This window comes from Paenibacillus sp. J31R109, from assembly GCF_059692055.1.
The window spans coordinates 1-19,215 of the sequence record NZ_JCAUAR010000006.1 but is presented as its reverse complement, the minus strand read 5'-3'; the positions used below and the strand labels follow the sequence as shown (position 1 = coordinate 19,215).

The 19,215-nt window shown below is 47.9% G+C and carries 10 protein-coding genes; 9 read left to right on the top strand and 1 reads right to left on the bottom strand.

The window, feature by feature from the left end:
- Nucleotides 1-5 precede the first annotated feature (5 nt).
- From AC58QT_RS16985 to AC58QT_RS16965, 5 genes are all read left to right on the top strand, one after another.
- Nucleotides 6-1,391 carry an FAD-dependent oxidoreductase gene (locus tag AC58QT_RS16985; RefSeq protein WP_497410058.1) on the top strand — a complete coding sequence of 462 codons (1,386 nt, stop codon included), beginning with the start codon at nucleotides 6-8 and terminating at the stop codon, nucleotides 1,389-1,391.
- 47 nt (nucleotides 1,392-1,438) lie between these two features.
- Nucleotides 1,439-2,695, top strand: coding sequence for a Gfo/Idh/MocA family protein (locus AC58QT_RS16980; RefSeq protein ID WP_497410057.1), 1,257 nt, complete (start codon nucleotides 1,439-1,441; stop codon nucleotides 2,693-2,695).
- A gap of 123 nt (nucleotides 2,696-2,818) precedes the next feature.
- Nucleotides 2,819-6,331, top strand: coding sequence for a polysaccharide lyase family 8 super-sandwich domain-containing protein (locus AC58QT_RS16975; protein ID WP_497410056.1), 3,513 nt, complete (start codon nucleotides 2,819-2,821; stop codon nucleotides 6,329-6,331).
- Nucleotides 6,332-6,358: 27 nt separating this feature from the next.
- Entirely contained in the window at nucleotides 6,359-7,339 is a 981-nt protein-coding gene (locus AC58QT_RS16970; protein ID WP_497410055.1) for an ROK family protein, read from the top strand.
- Between the two features lie 14 nt (nucleotides 7,340-7,353).
- On the top strand, nucleotides 7,354-8,088 hold the full coding sequence (locus AC58QT_RS16965) for a sugar isomerase domain-containing protein (RefSeq protein ID WP_497410054.1): 735 nt from the start codon (nucleotides 7,354-7,356) through the stop codon (nucleotides 8,086-8,088).
- A 644-nt stretch (nucleotides 8,089-8,732) separates the two neighbouring features.
- Here the strand turns inward: AC58QT_RS16965 and AC58QT_RS16960 are convergent.
- On the bottom strand, nucleotides 8,733-8,909 hold the full coding sequence (locus AC58QT_RS16960) for a hypothetical protein (protein WP_497410053.1): 177 nt from the start codon (nucleotides 8,907-8,909) through the stop codon (nucleotides 8,733-8,735).
- Nucleotides 8,910-9,169: 260 nt separating this feature from the next.
- Here AC58QT_RS16960 and AC58QT_RS16955 point away from each other — a divergent pair, with 260 nt between their 5' ends.
- The 4 genes from AC58QT_RS16955 (at nucleotide 9,170) to AC58QT_RS16940 (ending at nucleotide 18,745) form a co-directional block, all read left to right on the top strand.
- A complete protein-coding gene (locus tag AC58QT_RS16955) occupies nucleotides 9,170-15,169 on the top strand; it encodes a chondroitinase-B domain-containing protein (protein ID WP_497410052.1) in 6,000 nt (1,999 codons plus the stop codon).
- A 330-nt stretch (nucleotides 15,170-15,499) separates the two neighbouring features.
- Nucleotides 15,500-16,171 carry an orotate phosphoribosyltransferase gene (gene pyrE / locus AC58QT_RS16950; RefSeq protein ID WP_497410051.1) on the top strand — a complete coding sequence of 224 codons (672 nt, stop codon included), beginning with the start codon at nucleotides 15,500-15,502 and terminating at the stop codon, nucleotides 16,169-16,171.
- Between the two features lie 396 nt (nucleotides 16,172-16,567).
- On the top strand, nucleotides 16,568-16,900 hold the full coding sequence (locus tag AC58QT_RS16945) for a dihydrofolate reductase family protein (protein WP_497410050.1): 333 nt from the start codon (nucleotides 16,568-16,570) through the stop codon (nucleotides 16,898-16,900).
- A 411-nt stretch (nucleotides 16,901-17,311) separates the two neighbouring features.
- Complete coding sequence (locus tag AC58QT_RS16940; protein WP_497410049.1) at nucleotides 17,312-18,745, top strand: DHA2 family efflux MFS transporter permease subunit; 1,434 nt, start codon at nucleotides 17,312-17,314, stop codon at nucleotides 18,743-18,745.
- The last annotated feature ends 470 nt before the right edge of the window (nucleotides 18,746-19,215 follow it).

Sequence of the window (19,215 nt, the reverse complement as noted above, 5' to 3'; positions counted from 1 at the left end):
AAGAAATGACAACCAATCAATTTGATGTCGTAGTCGTAGGAGGCGGCATTGCCGGCACCGTTGCGGCGGTCGCTTCGGCAAGGTGCGGAGCCAAGACGCTGCTAATTGAACAGTACGGATTTCTCGGCGGAATGCTGACCGCTGCGGGCGTAGGTCCGATGATGACGTTTCATTCGGGGACTACGCAAGTGGTGCAAGGCCTTACCGGTGAACTGATCGATAGGCTGAAAGCGAGGGGGAAATCGCCGGGGCATGTTGAGGATACGACAGGTTACACGTATACGGTCACGCCGTTCGATGCGGAAGGGATGAAGCATGAGTTGGATGTGATGTTGACGGAGGCCGGTGGTCGCTTGCTGTACCATACGATGCTGGCCGAAGCGACCGTAGAAGACGGGCGGATTCGATCCGTCAAGGTCGTTAATAAGGCGGGAATTACTGAAATTCACGGCAACGTTTTCGTCGACGCTTCCGGCGACGCCGATTTGTCGGCATGGGCAGGCGTGGAGTTCAACAAAGGCCGGGAGACGGACGGTGCAACCCAGCCGATGACGATGAATATGAAAGTTCGGGGAGTCGATATCCCTCGGGTGAAAGCATATATACGATCGCATCCGGAGGAGTTTCCGAGACTACCGAGGGAAGAGGACAGGGAACGTGTTCTCAGAGCGGAACGACTTTCCATTGGCGGCTTCGTAAGCGCGATGAAGAAAGCGATGGACAGTGGGGAGCTGACTGGCGTTCGCGATGATTTGTTATTCTTCGAGACGAATAACCCGGGCGAGGTTATCGTGAATACCTCTCGGATTCTGGGCTACGACAGCACAGATCCGTGGAGCCTGAGCGAAGCGGAGGTCGTAGGCAGACGACATGTGAAAGAACTAGAAACTTTTCTGAAACATAAAATCGTCGGATTTGAGAATGCAATCGTAGTATCGTCCGGGCCCTCTGTCGGTGTTCGCAGCTCCAGACAGATCATTGGCTTGTATACGCTTACGCTGGATGATTTGATTGAGTGTCGCACTTTCGACGACGTCATCGCTCATGGCGGTTATCCGATTGACATTCATCCTCCAAAGGGTGAGAAAGAGGAGCATTTTAAGAAAAGAAACCAGGAAATCAAGCATTTGAAGTCGGGCGAGACGTACAGCATTCCTTATCGCTGTCTGATTAACGATAAAGTCCGCAACCTGGTGACGGTAGGACGATGCATCTCGACTACGTTCGAGGCGCAGGGAGGGATTCGCGTCACGCCAATCGCAGGTGCGATTGGACATGGCGGTGGCGTTGCGGCTGCGCTCGCAGCGCTTGGTGGAAAGCCGACCGACGAAATCTCCATCCAGGAGCTCCAAGCGGAGCTGAAGAAGCAAGGGGCTTATTTGGAAATTTAGTTGAAGATGATATTGGAAAGCGTTCAAAGTAAATAGGGGGAATCAGCGTGAAGAAGGTTACAGTCGCTTTAATTGGTGCCGGACAACGGGGATTGATCAGCTATGCCCCCTACGCCCAGAAGTATCCAGACGAGCTTCAGTTCGTTGCCGTTGCGGAAACAGACGAGACTCGAAGAAAGAGATTCATGTCCGAGCACGGCATTGAGGCAGAGCACTCTTTCACTAGCTGGGAAGAGCTGCTCAATGGTCCGAAGCTGGCAGATGCTGTGCTGATCTGCACGCAAGATAAGATGCATTATGCGCCAACCATCAAGGCTTTGGAGAGAGGGTACCATGTGCTTCTGGAGAAGCCCATGTCCAACAATCCGCAGGAATGTGTCCGGATGGGGGAGATTGCCAAGAAGTACAATCGGGTATTCTCCATCTGCCACGTTTTGCGTTTTACAAGCTTCTTCTCGACGCTGAAACAAATATTGGATGAGGGTAGAATCGGGAAGCTGATGTCGATTCAGTTGACGGAGAATGTGTCCTACTGGCTTCATTCGCACAGCTACGTAAGAGGACCATGGAGAAACCTCAGCGAATCCAGCCCGATGATCCTATCCAAGTCGTGTCACGACATGGATATTATGCTGTGGCTTGCGGGCGCAGACTGCGTAAAGGTTTCTTCGTTCGGTTCCCTTAGCCATTTTATCAAAGCAAATGCTCCGTTTGGAGTGCCGAGAAGATGCACGGACGGGTGTCCGGTTCGGGATGAATGTGCTTTCTACGCGCCAAGAATCTATCTGGATGTACGTCCATCCGCGCAAGGCTACCTCACTAATGATAAGACGCCGGAAGGCGTGATGAAGGCATTGCGGGAAGGACCTTACGGGCGATGCGTCTATCACTGTGACAACGATGTGGTGGATCATCAGGTGGTGAATCTTGAATTTGCTAATGAAGTAACGGCGGCTTTTACGATGTCGGCTTTCACGAATGACAACACGCGTACGATTAAGCTGATGGGAACGAAGGGTGAGATTCGAGGTCATATGGATAAAAATGAGATCGAAATGACCGATTTTCGCTCAGGACGCAAGGATAGGATTGACCTTCCGATCGCAAGCTCCGGCCATGGTGGAGGAGACGAAGGCATTATGAAAGATTTTGTTCGTCTTGTTCAAAACGAGGGGCACCAGAAAGGGTTGACTTCATCTGATGTGTCGGTGCAAAGTCATGTGATGGCCTTCGCTGCGGAGAAATCTAGAGTGGAGAACCGCGTTATTGATATCAAAGCATACATGGCAGAACTAGGCGGTTAACACTAAACGAAGCACCATCCAATCTGTCAGGTACGATCGATAGGTTTGATTGCTTTTACTAGAAAGGTGGCTTTATGTCAAAGCAACAACCAAATCTGACTATATACAGGGGAGGTAAGTGTTGTGTTAAGTAAAATGAGAAAATTAGTATGCTTGAGTCTAATCGTTACCCTCATAAGTTTGTTATTGGTCAATTTTGTTCCGGTTTCAAACGTATGGGCGGCAGATGAGTATGATGCCTTGAGAGTCAAATGGAAGGAAGCGCTTACAGGAGGAACAAGCTACAATCTCAGTGATCCGGATATTGCCACAGGCATTACTCGAATTACAGATGCCGCCCAATCGGTCTGGGATAGCATGGATAAGTCTAGCGGTCGGACATTTTTATGGAGTGATCTGGCCAGTACTACGATATCTGCCCATATCACCTCCTCCTATGCCCGTCTGAAATCCATGGCGCTGGCTTATAGCACTTATGGCTCTTCGCTTTACAACAACAGCACCTTACTGAATGACATGAAAGGTGGGTTGGACTGGTTGTATGACAACCGATACAACGAATCCATCACGTTGTATGACAATGAGTGGGATTGGGTCATGGGCATTCCGATTGCTTACAACGACACGATGGTCATGCTGTATGATGTCCTGCAATCCACCCCGCAAATGACGGATTATACGGCTGCAGTGGGCAAGTATACGAACAATACAAACTATCATGGCTCTTCCACAGGAGCTAACCGTGTTTGGCGATGTACAGTGGTTGCCATCTATGGCATTGTGACTAAAAACAGCACGAAGCTCGATTTAGCCAAGTTTGACCTTACAGCCGCGTCCGGGAAAGTATTTAATTATGTTTCCTTCTCAGATGGCTTTTACGCGGACGGATCGTTCATCCAGCATACGTCCCACCCGTATAACGGAGGATATGGCGTAGTCGTACTCTATTACGCTAGTGAATTGCTATATCTACTTAGTGGTTCTACGTGGGAAATAACGGACCCTAAAGTGCAGAATGTCTTTCAATGGGTGTATAAAGGGTATGAGCCGCTTATTTACAAAGGGATGATCTTCGATCATGTCATGGGTAGAAATATGTCCGCTTATTCTACGAATAATCACATTGCCAGCCATAAGGTCATGTGGGCGATTATCCGGTTGTCTCAGTTTGCTGCGCCAGCAGATGCGGCAAGATTTAAGAGTATGGTAAAGCATTGGATACTTACGGACACCTACCAAGGATTTTTTACGGATGCCAGTCTTGAAATGACCGTGCGGGCTAAAGAAATCATGAACGATTCTACGATTACGGAGAGAGGCGAGCTTTCTTTATACAAACAGTATCCCAATATGGACCGTGTGGCTCAGCAGAGACCTGGTTATGCTTTCAGTGTAAGTATGTATTCTGAAAGAATTTACAATTATGAAAGCATCAACGATATGAATCTGAAGGGATGGCATACTGGATCTGGGATGACTTACCTATTTAATGGGGACCTTGCCCAATATAGCGATAACTACTGGCCCACTGTCAACTCATTCCGGCTGCCAGGTACAACAGTCCTTCAATCCACAACGATAGGACATCGGAAACTAAGTGACCAGAACTGGGTGGGCGGAACGGATATGTTGGACACATATGGAGTTACGGGGATGCGGTACCATCAAGATGGGAAAACGTTGGTTGCCAAAAAATCCTGGTTCATGTTCGATGATGAGATCGTGGCGTTGGGGGCCGATATTGACAGTACGGATAATAAAATCGTAGAGAGCATAGTCGAGAACAGAAAGCTGAACAGCAGCGGTAATAATGCTTTTACAGTCAACGGAACGGCTAAATCCACTTCCATCGGTTGGACGGAAACGATGACGGGCGTGAATTGGGCGCATTTGGCAGGAAATGTTTCCGGATCGGATATCGGGTATTATTTCCCACAGTCTACTACGGTGAGTGCCAAACGTGAAGCAAGAACAGGCAGCTGGAACGATATAGATGCCAGAACCAATATTCCAACCACAGATTACACGAATAACTATATGAACCTATGGGTGGATCATGGGACGAACCCGACAGATGCTTCTTATCAATATGTGTTGCTGCCGAATAAATCCAGTACACAGGTAAGCAGCTACGCAAGCAATCCGAACATCACGGTTCTGGAAAACTCGTCTGACGCCCAGGCTGTCAAGGAAAACGGCTTGAACATCATCGGCGCCAACTTCTGGAACGATGCGACCAAGACGGTCGACATCCTTACCACCAATAAAAAGTCTTCCATTATGACAAAAGAGACCATCGATGACATTGAAGTATCCGTATCGGATCCTACGCAAGAAAACACAGGAACCATAGATGTAGAAATTAATAAAACCGCATACGGCGTTTTATCATCCAGTGCAGGTATAACTGTAACCCAGCTAAGTCCGACAATTAAATTTTCAGTCAACGTCAATAATGCAAGCGGCAAGGCATTTAAAGTGAAATTTGATTTGTCAGGGACTGTGCCAACGCCAACCTCTGGCAGATTGCTCGAGGAGAACTTCGATGCAGGTACAACAGGCTCTGCGCCGGCAGGCTGGACAAATACGACAGCAGGTGGAAGCATCACTGTAGCGGAAATTCCAAGCGTATCTGACAAGAGTATGAGAGTCTATGACAGTAGTTCTTCTGCTTATGTGACGACGAAAAAGAACTTTACCTCCGCCGCAACAGGGTCGATCGTAGCAGAGTTCAAGGCCAAAGCGATGCAGACAACCGGTGTAAGCGGTTTTTCACTCAGGGATTCAGCTGGCACCAATGCTGTAACCGTTGCCTTCAACAACAATGGTTATATCTACACTTATGATGGCGGGACGGTTGAGAACATACAGACCTATGCCGTAGATACCTGGTACGGTTTTCGCATTGTGGCTGATCTTCTGACTGACAAGTTTGATTTGTATATGGATACGGGAAGCGGGTATATGCTGGTATCTAGTCAGAACAGCTTTAGAAATGTGGTATCCAGTCTAGATGAGGTATATATCAATACCTATACACCAACAGGAACAACCTATTATGATGATCTACTCATATCTAATGTTTTACTTAATGACAACTTTAATTTAGGTACGACAGGCGCTGCACCGTCAGGTTGGACGAATACAACAGCAGGCGGCAGCATTACAGTAGTAGAGATTCCAAGTGTCAGCGACAAGAGTATGAGAGTCTATGACAGCAGTTCATCTGCGTATGTGACGACGAAAAAGAGCTTTGCATCCGCAACAGGTGTGATAGCAGCGGAGTTCAAGGCCAAAGCCATGCAGACCACGGGTGTAAGTGGTTTTACCCTCAGAGATTCAGCAGGCACCAACGCGGTCACGGTTGCTTTTAACAGCAATGGTTATATCTACACCTATAATGGCGGAACAGTGGAGAATATACAAACTTATACAGCAGATACCTGGTATGGTTTTAAAGTTGTGGCGGATCTTCTGACTGACAAGTTTGATTTGTATATGGATACGGGAAGCGGGTATACATTGGTATCCAGTCAGAGAAGTTTTAGTAATGCAGTTTCCACTATCGACGAGGTCTATATTAATACGTATACACCAACAGGAACCGCGTATTATGATGATATATTCGTATATTAGTGGACTAGAATAAAAAGGAGTTCACCTATGGATGCTAGTCGCGTTGAGGTTACATTAGCCATTGATATTGGCGGTACCGATGTGAAAATAGGGATGGTTGACCGTCAAGGCAACCTCCTTGACGTTATTTCTTGTCGGACGGTGAGGGACGGCAATAAGGCCGTTTCCCTCGATTGTTTCACGGATGCAGTCATGGCAATGATTGAAAAGCACCGCACGCTTTATCAAATTGTAGGGATTGGTCTTTCGACGCCAGGCATCCTGAACGTCGAGAAAGGGATTGTCCATTATGCGATTAATCTAGGATGGGTAGAGTTCCCACTAGTAGATCTCCTCGCTAAAAAAGTAAATCTACCCGTATGGATCATTAGCGATGTTTCTGCAGGTGCGTTGGGTGAATATTATTTTGGTAGTGGACGCAATCAAAAACAATTGCTTTATATCAGCATTGGAACAGGAATATCAGCAAGCTACCTCTCAGATGGCGCCTTCTTTCCTACTGCCAATGGCACCCTAATGAACATTGGGCATGCTAGTATTGACCATAATGGGGCACCGTGTAATTGCGGTAATAAGGGATGCTTAGAAAATTATGTATCAAGTTCTGCGATTATTGCTCGCGTGCTGAGGGAGAAAGAGTATTTCTTACCGGAGATGAGTCATCTGTTTGATGGACATAATCGGTTTGGTGTTTTGGAGGTTTATGAATATGCCAATAAGGGCCACCACTACGCTCAGAAAGTGTTAAATGATGCAGGGACGCTACTTGGTGTTGGCATTGCCAATTTAATGAATATCTTTGGGCCGGTACGGATCGTAATCGGTGGAGGCTTAAGTTTAGCAGAAGAGTATTTTCTAGATTCAGCTAGGGAAGGCGCACGGTCAAGACTGCCGCATATTTACAGCGAAAATTTGGTTATCGTGAGCGCGGCGTACCCGAAACATGCAGGAATTTTGGGAGCAGCTGTCCATGCTTTTCAACAATTAAATTTGCCTGTCAATACCTAAATGGAGGCTCATATATGTCAGCAAATGGTTATATCCAGATCGTCAAAAATATCATTGCTCGGATTGAAGCGACCCAGCTGTCAGCAATTGAAAGCGTAGCGAAGAAAATTTCCGATAGTATCGCGGAAGGCGGTGTCTTGCACATTTTCGGCAGCGGGCATTCGCATATGATTGCGGAAGAGACATTCCATCGTGCTGGAGGACTTGCTTGCATCAATGCGATGCTGGAAGAATCTCTGATGGAAATTAACGCTGGAGGCAGAGCGACTTTATTAGAGAGGCTGCCGGGATATGCCGACGTGTTGCTTTCCGGATATGATTTACGGCCAGGTGAAGTGATCATTGTCATCTCGAATTCTGGCATGAATGCGGTTCCGATTGAAGTGGCAATGGCATGTAAAAGCCGTGGGCTGTTCGTTGTCGCCCTTACGAATCTTGAGCACTCACGCAGAGTTGAATCTCGCCATGCTAGCGGCATGAAACTATACGAAGTCGCGGATGAGATTTTAGACAATTGCAGCGTATTTGGTGATGCGGAGCAGCAACTGGACGGAATGGATCAGAAAATTGGTCCGACCTCCAGCATTGGCGGCATGGCAGTCATTCAGACGCTAGTGTCGGCAATCTGCGCGGAATTGTTATCGCGGGGTAAGGTTCCCCCGGTATTTATTAGCTCTAATCGTCAGGGCGGAGATGATCACAATATTCGGTTGGAAGAACAGTACCGAAATCGTGTTCGATATTTATAAGAGAGTAGATGAGCTTGGTGAAAAAGCAGCAAAACACGCATCTTTTAAAAAACGCCGAGCAACTTATTTATTATAAGTTGCTTGGTGTTTTTTGCTGAGAGGTATGCATTTTACAAAACTATCGGAGTTTAGGGCAAGAAGAAGGTCTCTTTAAATCCAATGTCGAAAGCAGGTGAAAATAAGATTTGAAAATCATCCGGATAAAGCAAAGAACTTTGTTGCTGCAACAGATGCAAAGGTAAGGACTCTCCCCAAGATTGAAAAACCGTATTTGCCTGAAAAATCGGCTGAGAACGGGGATATTAACAAAGAGAGAGCCAATGGATGAGTCACAAGCCCTGAATGTGTATCTCCTTACTGGCTGTAAAGCCCAAGATATAGGAAACACCTTCTACTTCAGTGAAAATCATTCTTATTGAACTCTAACGAAGGACGTCAGTAGAAAAAAGACAGCTTGGCAGCACTTACATATGTAAAACTAGAAGACCGGTTAGCTCAATTATACACATTTGGCAAGATTCGTTAAACTCCCTCGGTGAACGTTAGTTTAATTCCAACATAAAAAGGCAGCCATTCCATTAGGAGTGGTTGCCTTTTAATTATGTATATTGTTTACCTCTACCCTAGCAAGCTACCTCATAAAATCAATCCCAAAATATGCCAAGACCACGAACAATTCCGTCCAGAACGCTAGGCTCATGGTCATCCAGATCAAAACGTTGCGGCGCATTAAACAGCATTCCGAAGGCGGCGGCAATCTCCGTTCCGATGAGCAGGGGAGCGATTATCAATAACCGATTAGCTGCGCTCTCAAGATTCATTTTCTATTTTATTATATATGGGCTAATTACCAGATACTTCTAAGTAGCTAACAGCTTTTTTAGTTTTTCTAAGTGTTCTACTGAAAATGAAGGTTTCGATTTGCGATTTTAATGGTGTATTCGCGTTTTTGAAGATGTTCATAGCGCCCGTGGCAATTATAGAATCGATAATGAGTCCAGACTCACGGGAAGCTGCGACTCCGATCGCCGGCGTACCAAGCGCGGTCAGAAACTTATTCTAATGAATCCGAGGTGACTTTATGCGCAGTAAACGGCCAAAATCTTATGTCAGCGTGCTGCTTGCCGCAGCTCTAACGACTTGTTCTTTTCCTCAAATTGTATCCGCTTCCAATTCTCCAGTGACGTTGTCGACTGGGTTCGAGTCTCCCAATTTTGTCATCGGCAATACGATTACGAGCACAAGCATAATAGGAGGATGGAAGGGAAATGCGTCGACTGCATGGACAATCTTCGACGATGGTGCTAACGGCAATGCGATCCAGAGTGATCCGGGGACTGCTAGTCTCTACCTTTCCAATACATTAAAATCTTTCCCGGCTGACAGCGCCTTCTCTGGGCAAGTGAAAGACACGGCTCTCGTCAGTGCTGGCGCACATCCCGGATTGCTCCGTTATAAGGATAGCAGCAACTATTATGCGCTTGGTCTTAGCGGGGGCAATCTGGAATGGAGAGGCAAAGGCGGCTCATTAGGCAGCTCAACGCTTCCTAGTGCTGTTTCCCTCGGGGGAGCTTGCGAGAACGGAAGCTCAGCTACGTATTGCACACTGAACCTTGTAGTGAGCGGCACCGCGATGTTCGGCTCGGCTAAGAACGGACCAGCGCTTATCGCGAAGGTCGATGCAGGCATACCGATGTCGACCGTACCATCCGTCGGGTTTGTCACGCAGAAGGGCATTGCTAAATTCGATAACCCCTATGCCACAGATACACCGCTTGGCGCGCCGAGTGATTTGAGCGGCACGTATGCCGGCACGACGGTCAATCTATCCTGGTCAGCTGTCGCTGGCGCTGATAGTTATGTAATTCGGAGGGCAACGGCCGTTGGAGGTCCTTATCTATATGCTGGCACATCCAGCAGCGCAGCCTTCACAGACACGGGGGTCGCGAGCCCCCAGACGTTCTATTATATGGTGAGTCCGTCCATGGCAACGCCGGAAGGTTCATCGGTGGAAGGGGTTCCATCCTTTGTTTCCATCGGCGCAACTGGCTTAACGGGAACAGCCGGAGATAGCAAGATCGATCTGAGCTGGACTAGCTTCGGTTCGGCGACAAGCTACACCATCTTGCGCAGCACGACAAGCGACAGCGGCTACGCACAGATTGGCACTGCCGAAAGCGGGGCGACGGCGTACAGCGATACGTCCGCTGTGAACGGCACAACCTACTATTACAGGGTGCAAGCCGTATCGGCAAGCACGGCCAAAACGCCGAGCTTAACGATCTTTAATGCGGCGCCTTTGACGGCGACAGCTGGCGCTGTAGCACCGAACGCTCCGACTGGACTGACTGCAACTGCAGTCGACACAGGTATTGTGTTGAATTGGTCACCGGTAAGCGGCGTGAACAGCTACAGCATTTGGCGCAGCACAACAAGCGGCGGCGGCTACACACAGATCAGTACGACGGCGGATGGCGCGACGACAAGCTATTCGGACATTGGCATCGCAAATGGCACGTACTACTACGTAGTGCAGGCCGTGAATCTTGGCGGCTCCAGCGTTAATTCTGCGGAAGCGAGCGGAACGCTGAACGCGGCAACTCTCAGTGCGCCGACGGGCGTTACGGCTGCTGCTGCAGGCGACGCGACGATTGGGTTGTCCTGGCAGCCAGTTAGCGGTGCGACGGGCTATATCGTCTTACGGAGTATGCGAAGCGGCGGAGGCTATACGCCAATCGGCAAGGTGACGGATGAAGCAGCGGTGGGTTATACGGATAGTGGCGTGGAGAACGGCACCTGGTATTACACAGTGCAAGCTGTGAATCCAGCAGGAACCGGCAGCAGTTCGGCAGAAGCAAGTGCTACGCTGGCGGCGCCTGACGCACCGACTGGTCTAACGGCAAATGCCAGCGCTGGTTCGCAAGTGGCTCTACAGTGGAGCGCCGTGAGCGGCGCTACCAGCTACAAGGTGCTGCGCAGTACGAAGGACGGCAGCGAGTACACGACAGTGGGCACGACCAGCAGCAGTTCAACTAGCTTTGCGGATAAGCATATCGCGAGCGGCACGACCTATTACTACGTAGTCCAAGCGACAAACGACGGCGGCTCGGGTGCGAACTCGCAGCAGGCGAGTGCAACGCCGGTATACACGATCAGTACCGGCACGACGGTGACGGTCTCGACGGCGGAGCAACTGGATGCGGCGCTGGCAAGCGCTCAGGCAGGAACGACGATTGTGCTAGCGGACGGAAACTATACGAAGAGTGGTCCGTTCGAATTGAAAGGAAAGGTCGGCACGTTGACGTCGCCTATCACGATTAAGGCGGCTCATACGGGCCGCGCAATCATTACCGGTGCAGCCTATCTGAAAATATCGACTGCGTCGGCGTATGTCAACGTGCAGGGGCTGCGTTTTACTAACACGGATTACGCTTCTTTACTCTTAGATAGTTCGAACAGCATTCGGGTAACGGAGTGTTCGTTCGAACAAATCGAGAATCCGAACAACGCGACTGCTAACATTCCTTATATGCAGATTCGTGGCGCAAACAGCGATTACATTCAGGTAGATCACAACGTATTCGCGAACAAAACGCAACAAGGCCAAGGCATAAGCATCGATGGCAACGGCGGTTCGGCCATGTCGCAGTATCTCACGATCGAATACAATTTATTTCGTAACATCGGGCCGCGCATTGCGAACGGCATGGAATCGATCCGACTTGGACTTTCCGGGGTGTCCATGCTGAGCGGATATGCGGTCGTGCAATACAACGAATTCGACAATGCTGACGGCGATCCCGAGAGCATTTCGGTCAAAAGCAGTGATAACACGATTCGCTATAATACGTTCCGTAACTCCCAATCGCAGCTTACGCTGCGCCATGGCAACGGGTCGGAAGTGTATGGAAACTATTTTTTAGGCGATGGGGTAAAGAAAGAAGTTGGCGGCATTCGTGTATATGGCGTCAATCATAAGATATATAACAATTATTTTGCGGGATTAACGAGTGAAGCGATCTTGATTGACAGCGGCGATGTTGATCACGGGCCTGCTATTGTGAATTACAAAAATTATGCCAGCGATTTCAGCCAGCACTGGCCGGTGTACCGGACGCAAGTCGTGAACAATACGATTGTGAACAGTGTCTACGGGATTACCGTCGGACATCCGCCTTACACCACGAACACGAAATATTTCTTTAAACCGATTGATACGATCATAGCCAATAATTTGGTGCAAAATACAACAAACGAAGCTTACCTCGAGACGGTTGATAGCAATACGGTGTACCAGGATAACATCGGATTCACGGCGATGCCCAGCAATCCGATCCGGACGAACGCAGAAATTCGGAATGTTGACCCGCAGCTCACTTTGCAGGCCGACGGCTTGTACCGACTGCAGGCTGGCAGCGCAGCGATTAATGCGGCGACACAGGTGTATCCGTATGTGCGGGACGATATGGACGGACAATCGCGCAATTCAGCAGCGGATATTGGCGCCGACGAATATTCGACTATGGCAGCAGCAAGACAGCCAGCCTCGTACGTCGGTTATCCGATTTGGCTGAATGCAAACGCGATCACCCTGCATGTAGAAGCGGAAAATTATTCGCTCCAGCAAGGGGATCTGGCCGTGGAAGCCTGCCCTGCGTGCTCCGGTGGGCGAGTCATGAAGACTGGCGCTTCGACAGCGGCGACATCCACGAGCCTGATGTACCGGTTTGATGCAGCGGGCGATGGACAATATTACGTTCATTTGCTTGGTGGCAGTCCATCTAGTCCTTCTACAGTTCTCGTGTCCGTTGACGGAGGACCGGATATGACTGTGAGTCTGGCCGCTGGATCAACGGGGTGGGGCTCAACGTCCGCTCCATTTACGCTGAACGCGGGAATGCATGATCTGGTGTTGAAACCGCAGCAGGGCGGCATTTCGCTTGACAAACTGACGTTATCCAAGAGCAGTAAGCCGCCGATTGCTGCGTCGCTGCCGAAAGCGTCGGATATTCAAGTTAACGGCAAATCACTGCCTGGTTTTGCACCAGAGAAATATAACTACACAGTGCAGTTGCCTGTCGGTACGCAGCGGGTGCCGATCGTGACGGCGACGAGCGCGGGCGATGTGCAGGTGACCCAGTCGCCTACAACGTTCGGCACGGCTGTTGTGCATGTGACTGACCGGGATGATCCTTATCAGGCGACTGATTACACAGTGACGCTGACGGGGCTGCCGACCTACGGCGCGATCCCGGAAAATTTAGTGACATACCCGATTATCGGGTCGACTGCCAGTGACTTCAAATCGCCATATTCGCACACAAACGCTTGGGACAACAATATGTCGACCCGTTTTGCCGCAAATGGCGAGCAGTGGGCGATATTCGATCTAGGCCAGGTTAAGCCGGTAAAATATGTGCTCATTTCATTTTATAACGGAGATCTGGATCAATATAAATTGGATCTCGAAACATCCGTCGACAATACGGTATGGACCTCGGTTTATTCCGGATACAGCACCCGCGCCACCTCAAATTTAGAGATGTTCGAGTTTCCTCTTACGGATGCGCGTTACATTAAGTTCAAAGGACATGGCAACTCGAAGGATGCCTGGAACAATATCGTCGAAATCGTGGTCGCTGGACAATCTCCGGTTGCGCCAAACGAACTGGCACCGCCAACCAACTTATCTGTGACTGATGTTGCGCAAACGACGATCAGCTTGAGCTGGCAAGGTTCTTCTGGAGCGGCGGGGTATGCCGTTTACAAAGACGCAGATGCTGTGACGGGAGTAGCTTATAGCGTGACGGGTTCGGTTTACAGCGCCGTGATCGGTAACCTAACGCCTGGCACACGCTACAGTTTCACAGTTAAGGCTGTGGATGCAGTGGGCGGGTATTCGCTGGACAGTAATGCGGTTGCCGTGACGACTGATGTTTTACATACAGCAAGCTCTGGTGAACTGATCCCCCTTACAAATGCACCCGTCACTATCATGGTTCCGTCCGGAATTGCGAATGTCGGCGTGCAGGTTACTACGGGGGTGGAAGGCTCGAACTTGGTTGCAACACTGCCGAAAGTAGATGTGATAGTAACGACCGCATTGGGCAATATGATCATGGCGATTCCAACTGGAACGAAAATCACAGCGCCATCCACTTGGGATGGAACCATCAAGCTTCCGGAAGTGCAAAGCAACAGCAGCGTCTCCATTAGCGACGCAATTGTAAGCGCGGTGATTGAAGTTGGCTCGCCGGATGTTAGTCTAACATTCGATAAAGCGGTGCGTTTGCTGATCCCGAATCAAGGGGGAAAATCGGCCGGGTTCATGCGAAATGGTGTGTTAGTCCCCATTACCCGCACGATTTCAGCAGACACGCAAGCGGCAGCAGATCGTGAGATTCCAGCTGGCGGAGAAGCTGCGCTTCAAGTAGGGGCAGACCTTGTGATCTGGACGAAACATTTTACCCAATTCGCCAGCTATACGCCGGTTATACATGCCAAGGGTACTCCTGGTCAGCCGGTTCTATCATCCGACAACGGATATTCGGGTTTGACGGATGGCAACTACACGATCACAATGAACATGTGGTGGGGAAATAATGGCACGTTGTTCAACTTGTACGAGAATGGCGTTCTCATCAAGACTCAAACACTATCGGACACTTCACCTACAGCTCAAATCGCTAAAGTGGAGGTACACGGTAAATCAAACGGCAAGTACATCTACACGAGTGAGCTTATCAATGGATTTGGCACGACAACTAGTCAACCTCTCGTTGTAACCATCAAAGACGCTTCCCCAGGAAAGCCTGTGTTGTCACAAGATAATTGGGATCGAGATGGCAGCTACCATATCACCACGAACATGTGGTGGGGTACCAATGCGACAGGATATCGTCTTTATGAAAATGGGATACTCATTGATACAAAAGGGCTGAAAGCATCATCACCAAGTGCTCAAAACGTTGTAACAGCAATTACTGGTCGTGCTATCGGTTCGTTTCAGTATCGTGTTGAGCTCTTTAATGACGCAGGGGTGACCGCAAGCGATATGCTAACTGTCTCTGTCGAAAAGTAAGTAGAGTGAAAAAAAGCTTTAACGCAGAAAATCCTCGTATATATCGGGGATTTTCTGCGTTAACTTTTAATGTAATTGCCTGAGGAATCAGGCTTTATTATTTTTATATGGGAGGATTTGTGTCATCAAAAAATGCACAAATGTCCCAACAATGTAGTCATGCGACACAAATTCACCTACTTTATGGCGAGTTCGATTTTCGGGCGAATAGCTTAAGAAATTCCGATTGCATACAACAATGATAAACTTTACTGCTCACCTAACGGGCAGATTACTTCCAATATGTGTTAGTATAAATATGGATATTTAAAATAAGGGGGAGGCGTTTGAATGAATATTAAAGGGGAGTTTATTGAATTTCTATTTAAATCAAATGTTCTTATATTTGGTGATTTTGTAGCTAAAAGCGGTAGAGAGACACCTTACATGATAAATACAGGGAACTTTCGAACTGCGAAACAACTTGCTACTTTAGGCGAATACTATGCTGAGTGTATACAGTCTAAAGTGGATATATCGGTAAACGTCTTATTCGGTCCAGCTTATAAGGGAATTCCACTTGCAGTGACTGCATCCACTGCATTGTATAAAAAATACAATAGAGACATGTCTGTCACCTTTAACCGAAAGGAGAAAAAAGATCATGGTGAGGGAGGACAAATCATCGGTTATATTCCTCAAAGTAATGATCGGATAGCAATAATCGAAGATGTAATTACGGCTGGTACTGCTGTAAGGGAAAGTCTGAATTTACTAGGAAGTATCTCGGAAGCTAAAATAACGAACTTAATCGTTTCTGTTGATCGTCTAGAAAGAGGACAGAGAAATAAAACTACCATTGAAGAATTAAGTGATGATTATGGTATTCAAACCAGTGCAATCGTAACTATAGAGGAAATCCTAACATATTTGCATAATCGTGAAGTCGATGGAAAGATTGCTATTGAAGGGTTAATGAAAAAGAAAATAGAGGATTATCTGACCCTTCATGGAGTTAGTTAAACTTGTTTATTGCACTAATTGAACAGGGAGTAAGGTCGCCGCGATCGGCAGCTGCTCCCTGTTTTGTTGAAGTAACGGGCAGTTTTGCGCAACATTGTTGAATGCAAAAAAATTTAGAACCCCCTTGAACCTTACGTAACGTAATGATTTATAGTGGATGAAACAACAGGACAAAACACAGGACAACGGTAAAAAAATCGAACAAGATAAATTTGAAATCGGAGGAGAAACGGATATGAGAAAACTCGTATTGTTCATGCATGTGTCGCTGGATGGGTATGCGTCAGACTCAAACGGAGGACTGATTGGATTCCGTACAACGAGGAATTTGAGAAATACGCCGAGGAGGTCGTAGCCGAAGTCGGCTCTCCCGTTTAAGGACGTATGACGTGTCAGATGATGGAGAGCTACTGTCCCACAGTGCTAGATGATCCGAATGCGTCGAGGCACGGTATGGAGCATGCTAAATGGTTGCAGGATGTTAAGAAGATTGTCATTTCCGGCACGATGGAAAAGGCGGAATGGAACAATAAGATGCTGATTAATGACAAAATCGCAGAGGAAATCAAGGCGCTCAAGGAGCAGCCTGGCAAAAATCTCGTTATCTTCGGCAGCCCGGGGGCGGCGAAGACGTTGCTTGAGCTCGGCCTGATCAATGAATTTCTATTGACGATTTGTCCGGTCGTCCTGGGCAGCGGAAAATCGGCATTCGACGGCGTCGTTGAGTAAATCAGGCTCAAGCTGCTGTCCACCCAATCGCTCAAGTCGGGCACTATCGCGACCCGCTTTGAGTTGGAGAAATAGTCGCGCTGTACAAGGTGTGCCGCTCTAACAGTGAACGATAGCTCAATCAAAACACGAGGGCAATCGTTCAAAGTTCGGCTGCCGTTGTTTCATTAACGGTCAATATAGAATTTTTTTTCACGTCACTTATCGAGATATTAAAGGCCACAACTGTATTGACGGAAGGGACCAAATCAATATTCGAGTGATAGAGGGGTTCTTATAGAACTGAAAGGTAGAATATTGTTGAATTTGTTTTGGACTTGTATAAGTGCTCACTCTGTTGTATTTTATAGCGGATCCGAATAGATAGAGTACTATTTAAAATAGTTTTCAGGAGAGGGAAATGAAATTAATATGAAGAAATATAATACGCGGGCTATAATGGCGTCTCTACTCATTTGCGGTTTCGTAGGCATGTTCAGCGAGACAGCACTCAACATAGCAATTAGTAATTTAATGGACGTTTTCCAGATTTCGGCCGCGACTGCACAGTGGTTAACGACTGGCTTTTTGCTGACTCTTGGAATTCTGATGCCGATGACAGGTTTACTGCTACAATGGTTGACTACTAGGCAGCTTTTCATTGTTTCGCTTGTAAGCTCGATCGTTGGGACATTGATTGCAGCGCTTGCTTTCAATTTTGAAATGCTGATGGTCGCTCGCGTTCTGCAGGCAGCCGGCATGGGTTTATTGATTCCGCTCATGTTTAATACGATTCTCGTAGTTTACCCTCCAGAGCAGCGCGGGGCAGCGATGGGCTTCGTTGGTCTCGTCATCATGTTCGCACCGGCAACTGGCCCTACTGTGGCGGGTCTTTTAATCGAATATTTATCATGGCACTACATTTTCTGGCTGTCTCTTCCTTTTTTGGTCATAGGGCTGTTGATAGGATTGAAATTTCTGGAAAACGTCACTGAGGTCACAAGACCGAGGATTGATCCATTGTCCATTATTTTGTCATCACTAGGCTTCGGCGGTGTAGTCTTTGGTTTCAGTAAGGCGGGCGAAGGGGAGGGAGGCTGGACTAGTGCAATCGTGCTCTCATCGATTGTTATCGGCCTAATCGCGCTTGTATTGTTCACACTTCGCCAAATGTTAATGCGTGCGCCGATGATGAACTTGCGAGTCTTCAAGTACCCTATGTTTATTGTGGGGCTGCTTCTTGTGCTGTCGTGTATGATGATCATCTTATCAAGTATGATTATTTTGCCGATGTATCTGCAGAACGGGATGAAACTATCCGCGTTTGCTACCGGGCTCATGCTGCTGCCAGGCAGTGCGTTGAATGGTGTCTTGTCGCCGCGCATGGGACGCTTGTTTGATAAGTACGGGCCTAAGTGGCTCGTTATCCCCGGCCTTGTCATCGTAGCAGTGATGTTATGGTTTTTTTCCAGTATATCAGTTGCCTCTTCTGTAGCCTTTATCGTGTCCTTGCATATTGGTCTCATGATTGGTATATCCATGGTATGGATGCCGGCGCAGACGAACGGGCTTAACCAACTGCCGCCAGAACTTTACCCACATGGAACGGCAGTCATGAACACGCTGCAACAGGTCGCAGGTGCGATCGGAACGGCAGTCGCAATCAGCATTCTTACTAAGGGCATGGAAAAGTATTTGATCGGCTCATCGATGCCGAGTGAGCCGGCCGAGATGGCTAAAGCCATGATGTTCGGTTCCCAGAACGTGTTCATGTTCGCGATGACTGTTACACTCCTCGGGCTAGCCGCGGCGTTCTTCATCCGCCGTGTCGTCGTTAAGCATGCGACGATGAATTCGATGCATTGAAATTCCAATAATAGGAGTAATCAATAATAGATTTGGAAAAAGGAACACAAACCCAGAATGGGATTAAGTGTTCCTTTTTTTGTTAAGGATACAACGTTTTTGACCATAACCAAAACTAGACTCACATCAATTATTTAAAATTGTGAATAATTATTCTAAATAGCACTTGCGGATACTCTCATACATTATGAAAATTACGGTAACTTTAGGATGGGGCGAGAGTGGACCGTCGGATTTGGTTGATCTCTATCATAAACGGATTCTTGATGTTAAATTCAGAAGCAAAGATGACCTTTCAACAAACGGGACACTATAGTTGAGGAGCATGCTTCGTGGCTACTCCTTTTTCTTTTGTTGAACTAAACATTCCTGTTAAGGCTAAGAAATGGCCTTTGTCAAAAAAGGAGCGCCTCGGTATGATGGGTTTGTCCCGGGCTTAAAACCCAACACCATCAAGGAGGCGCTCTTAT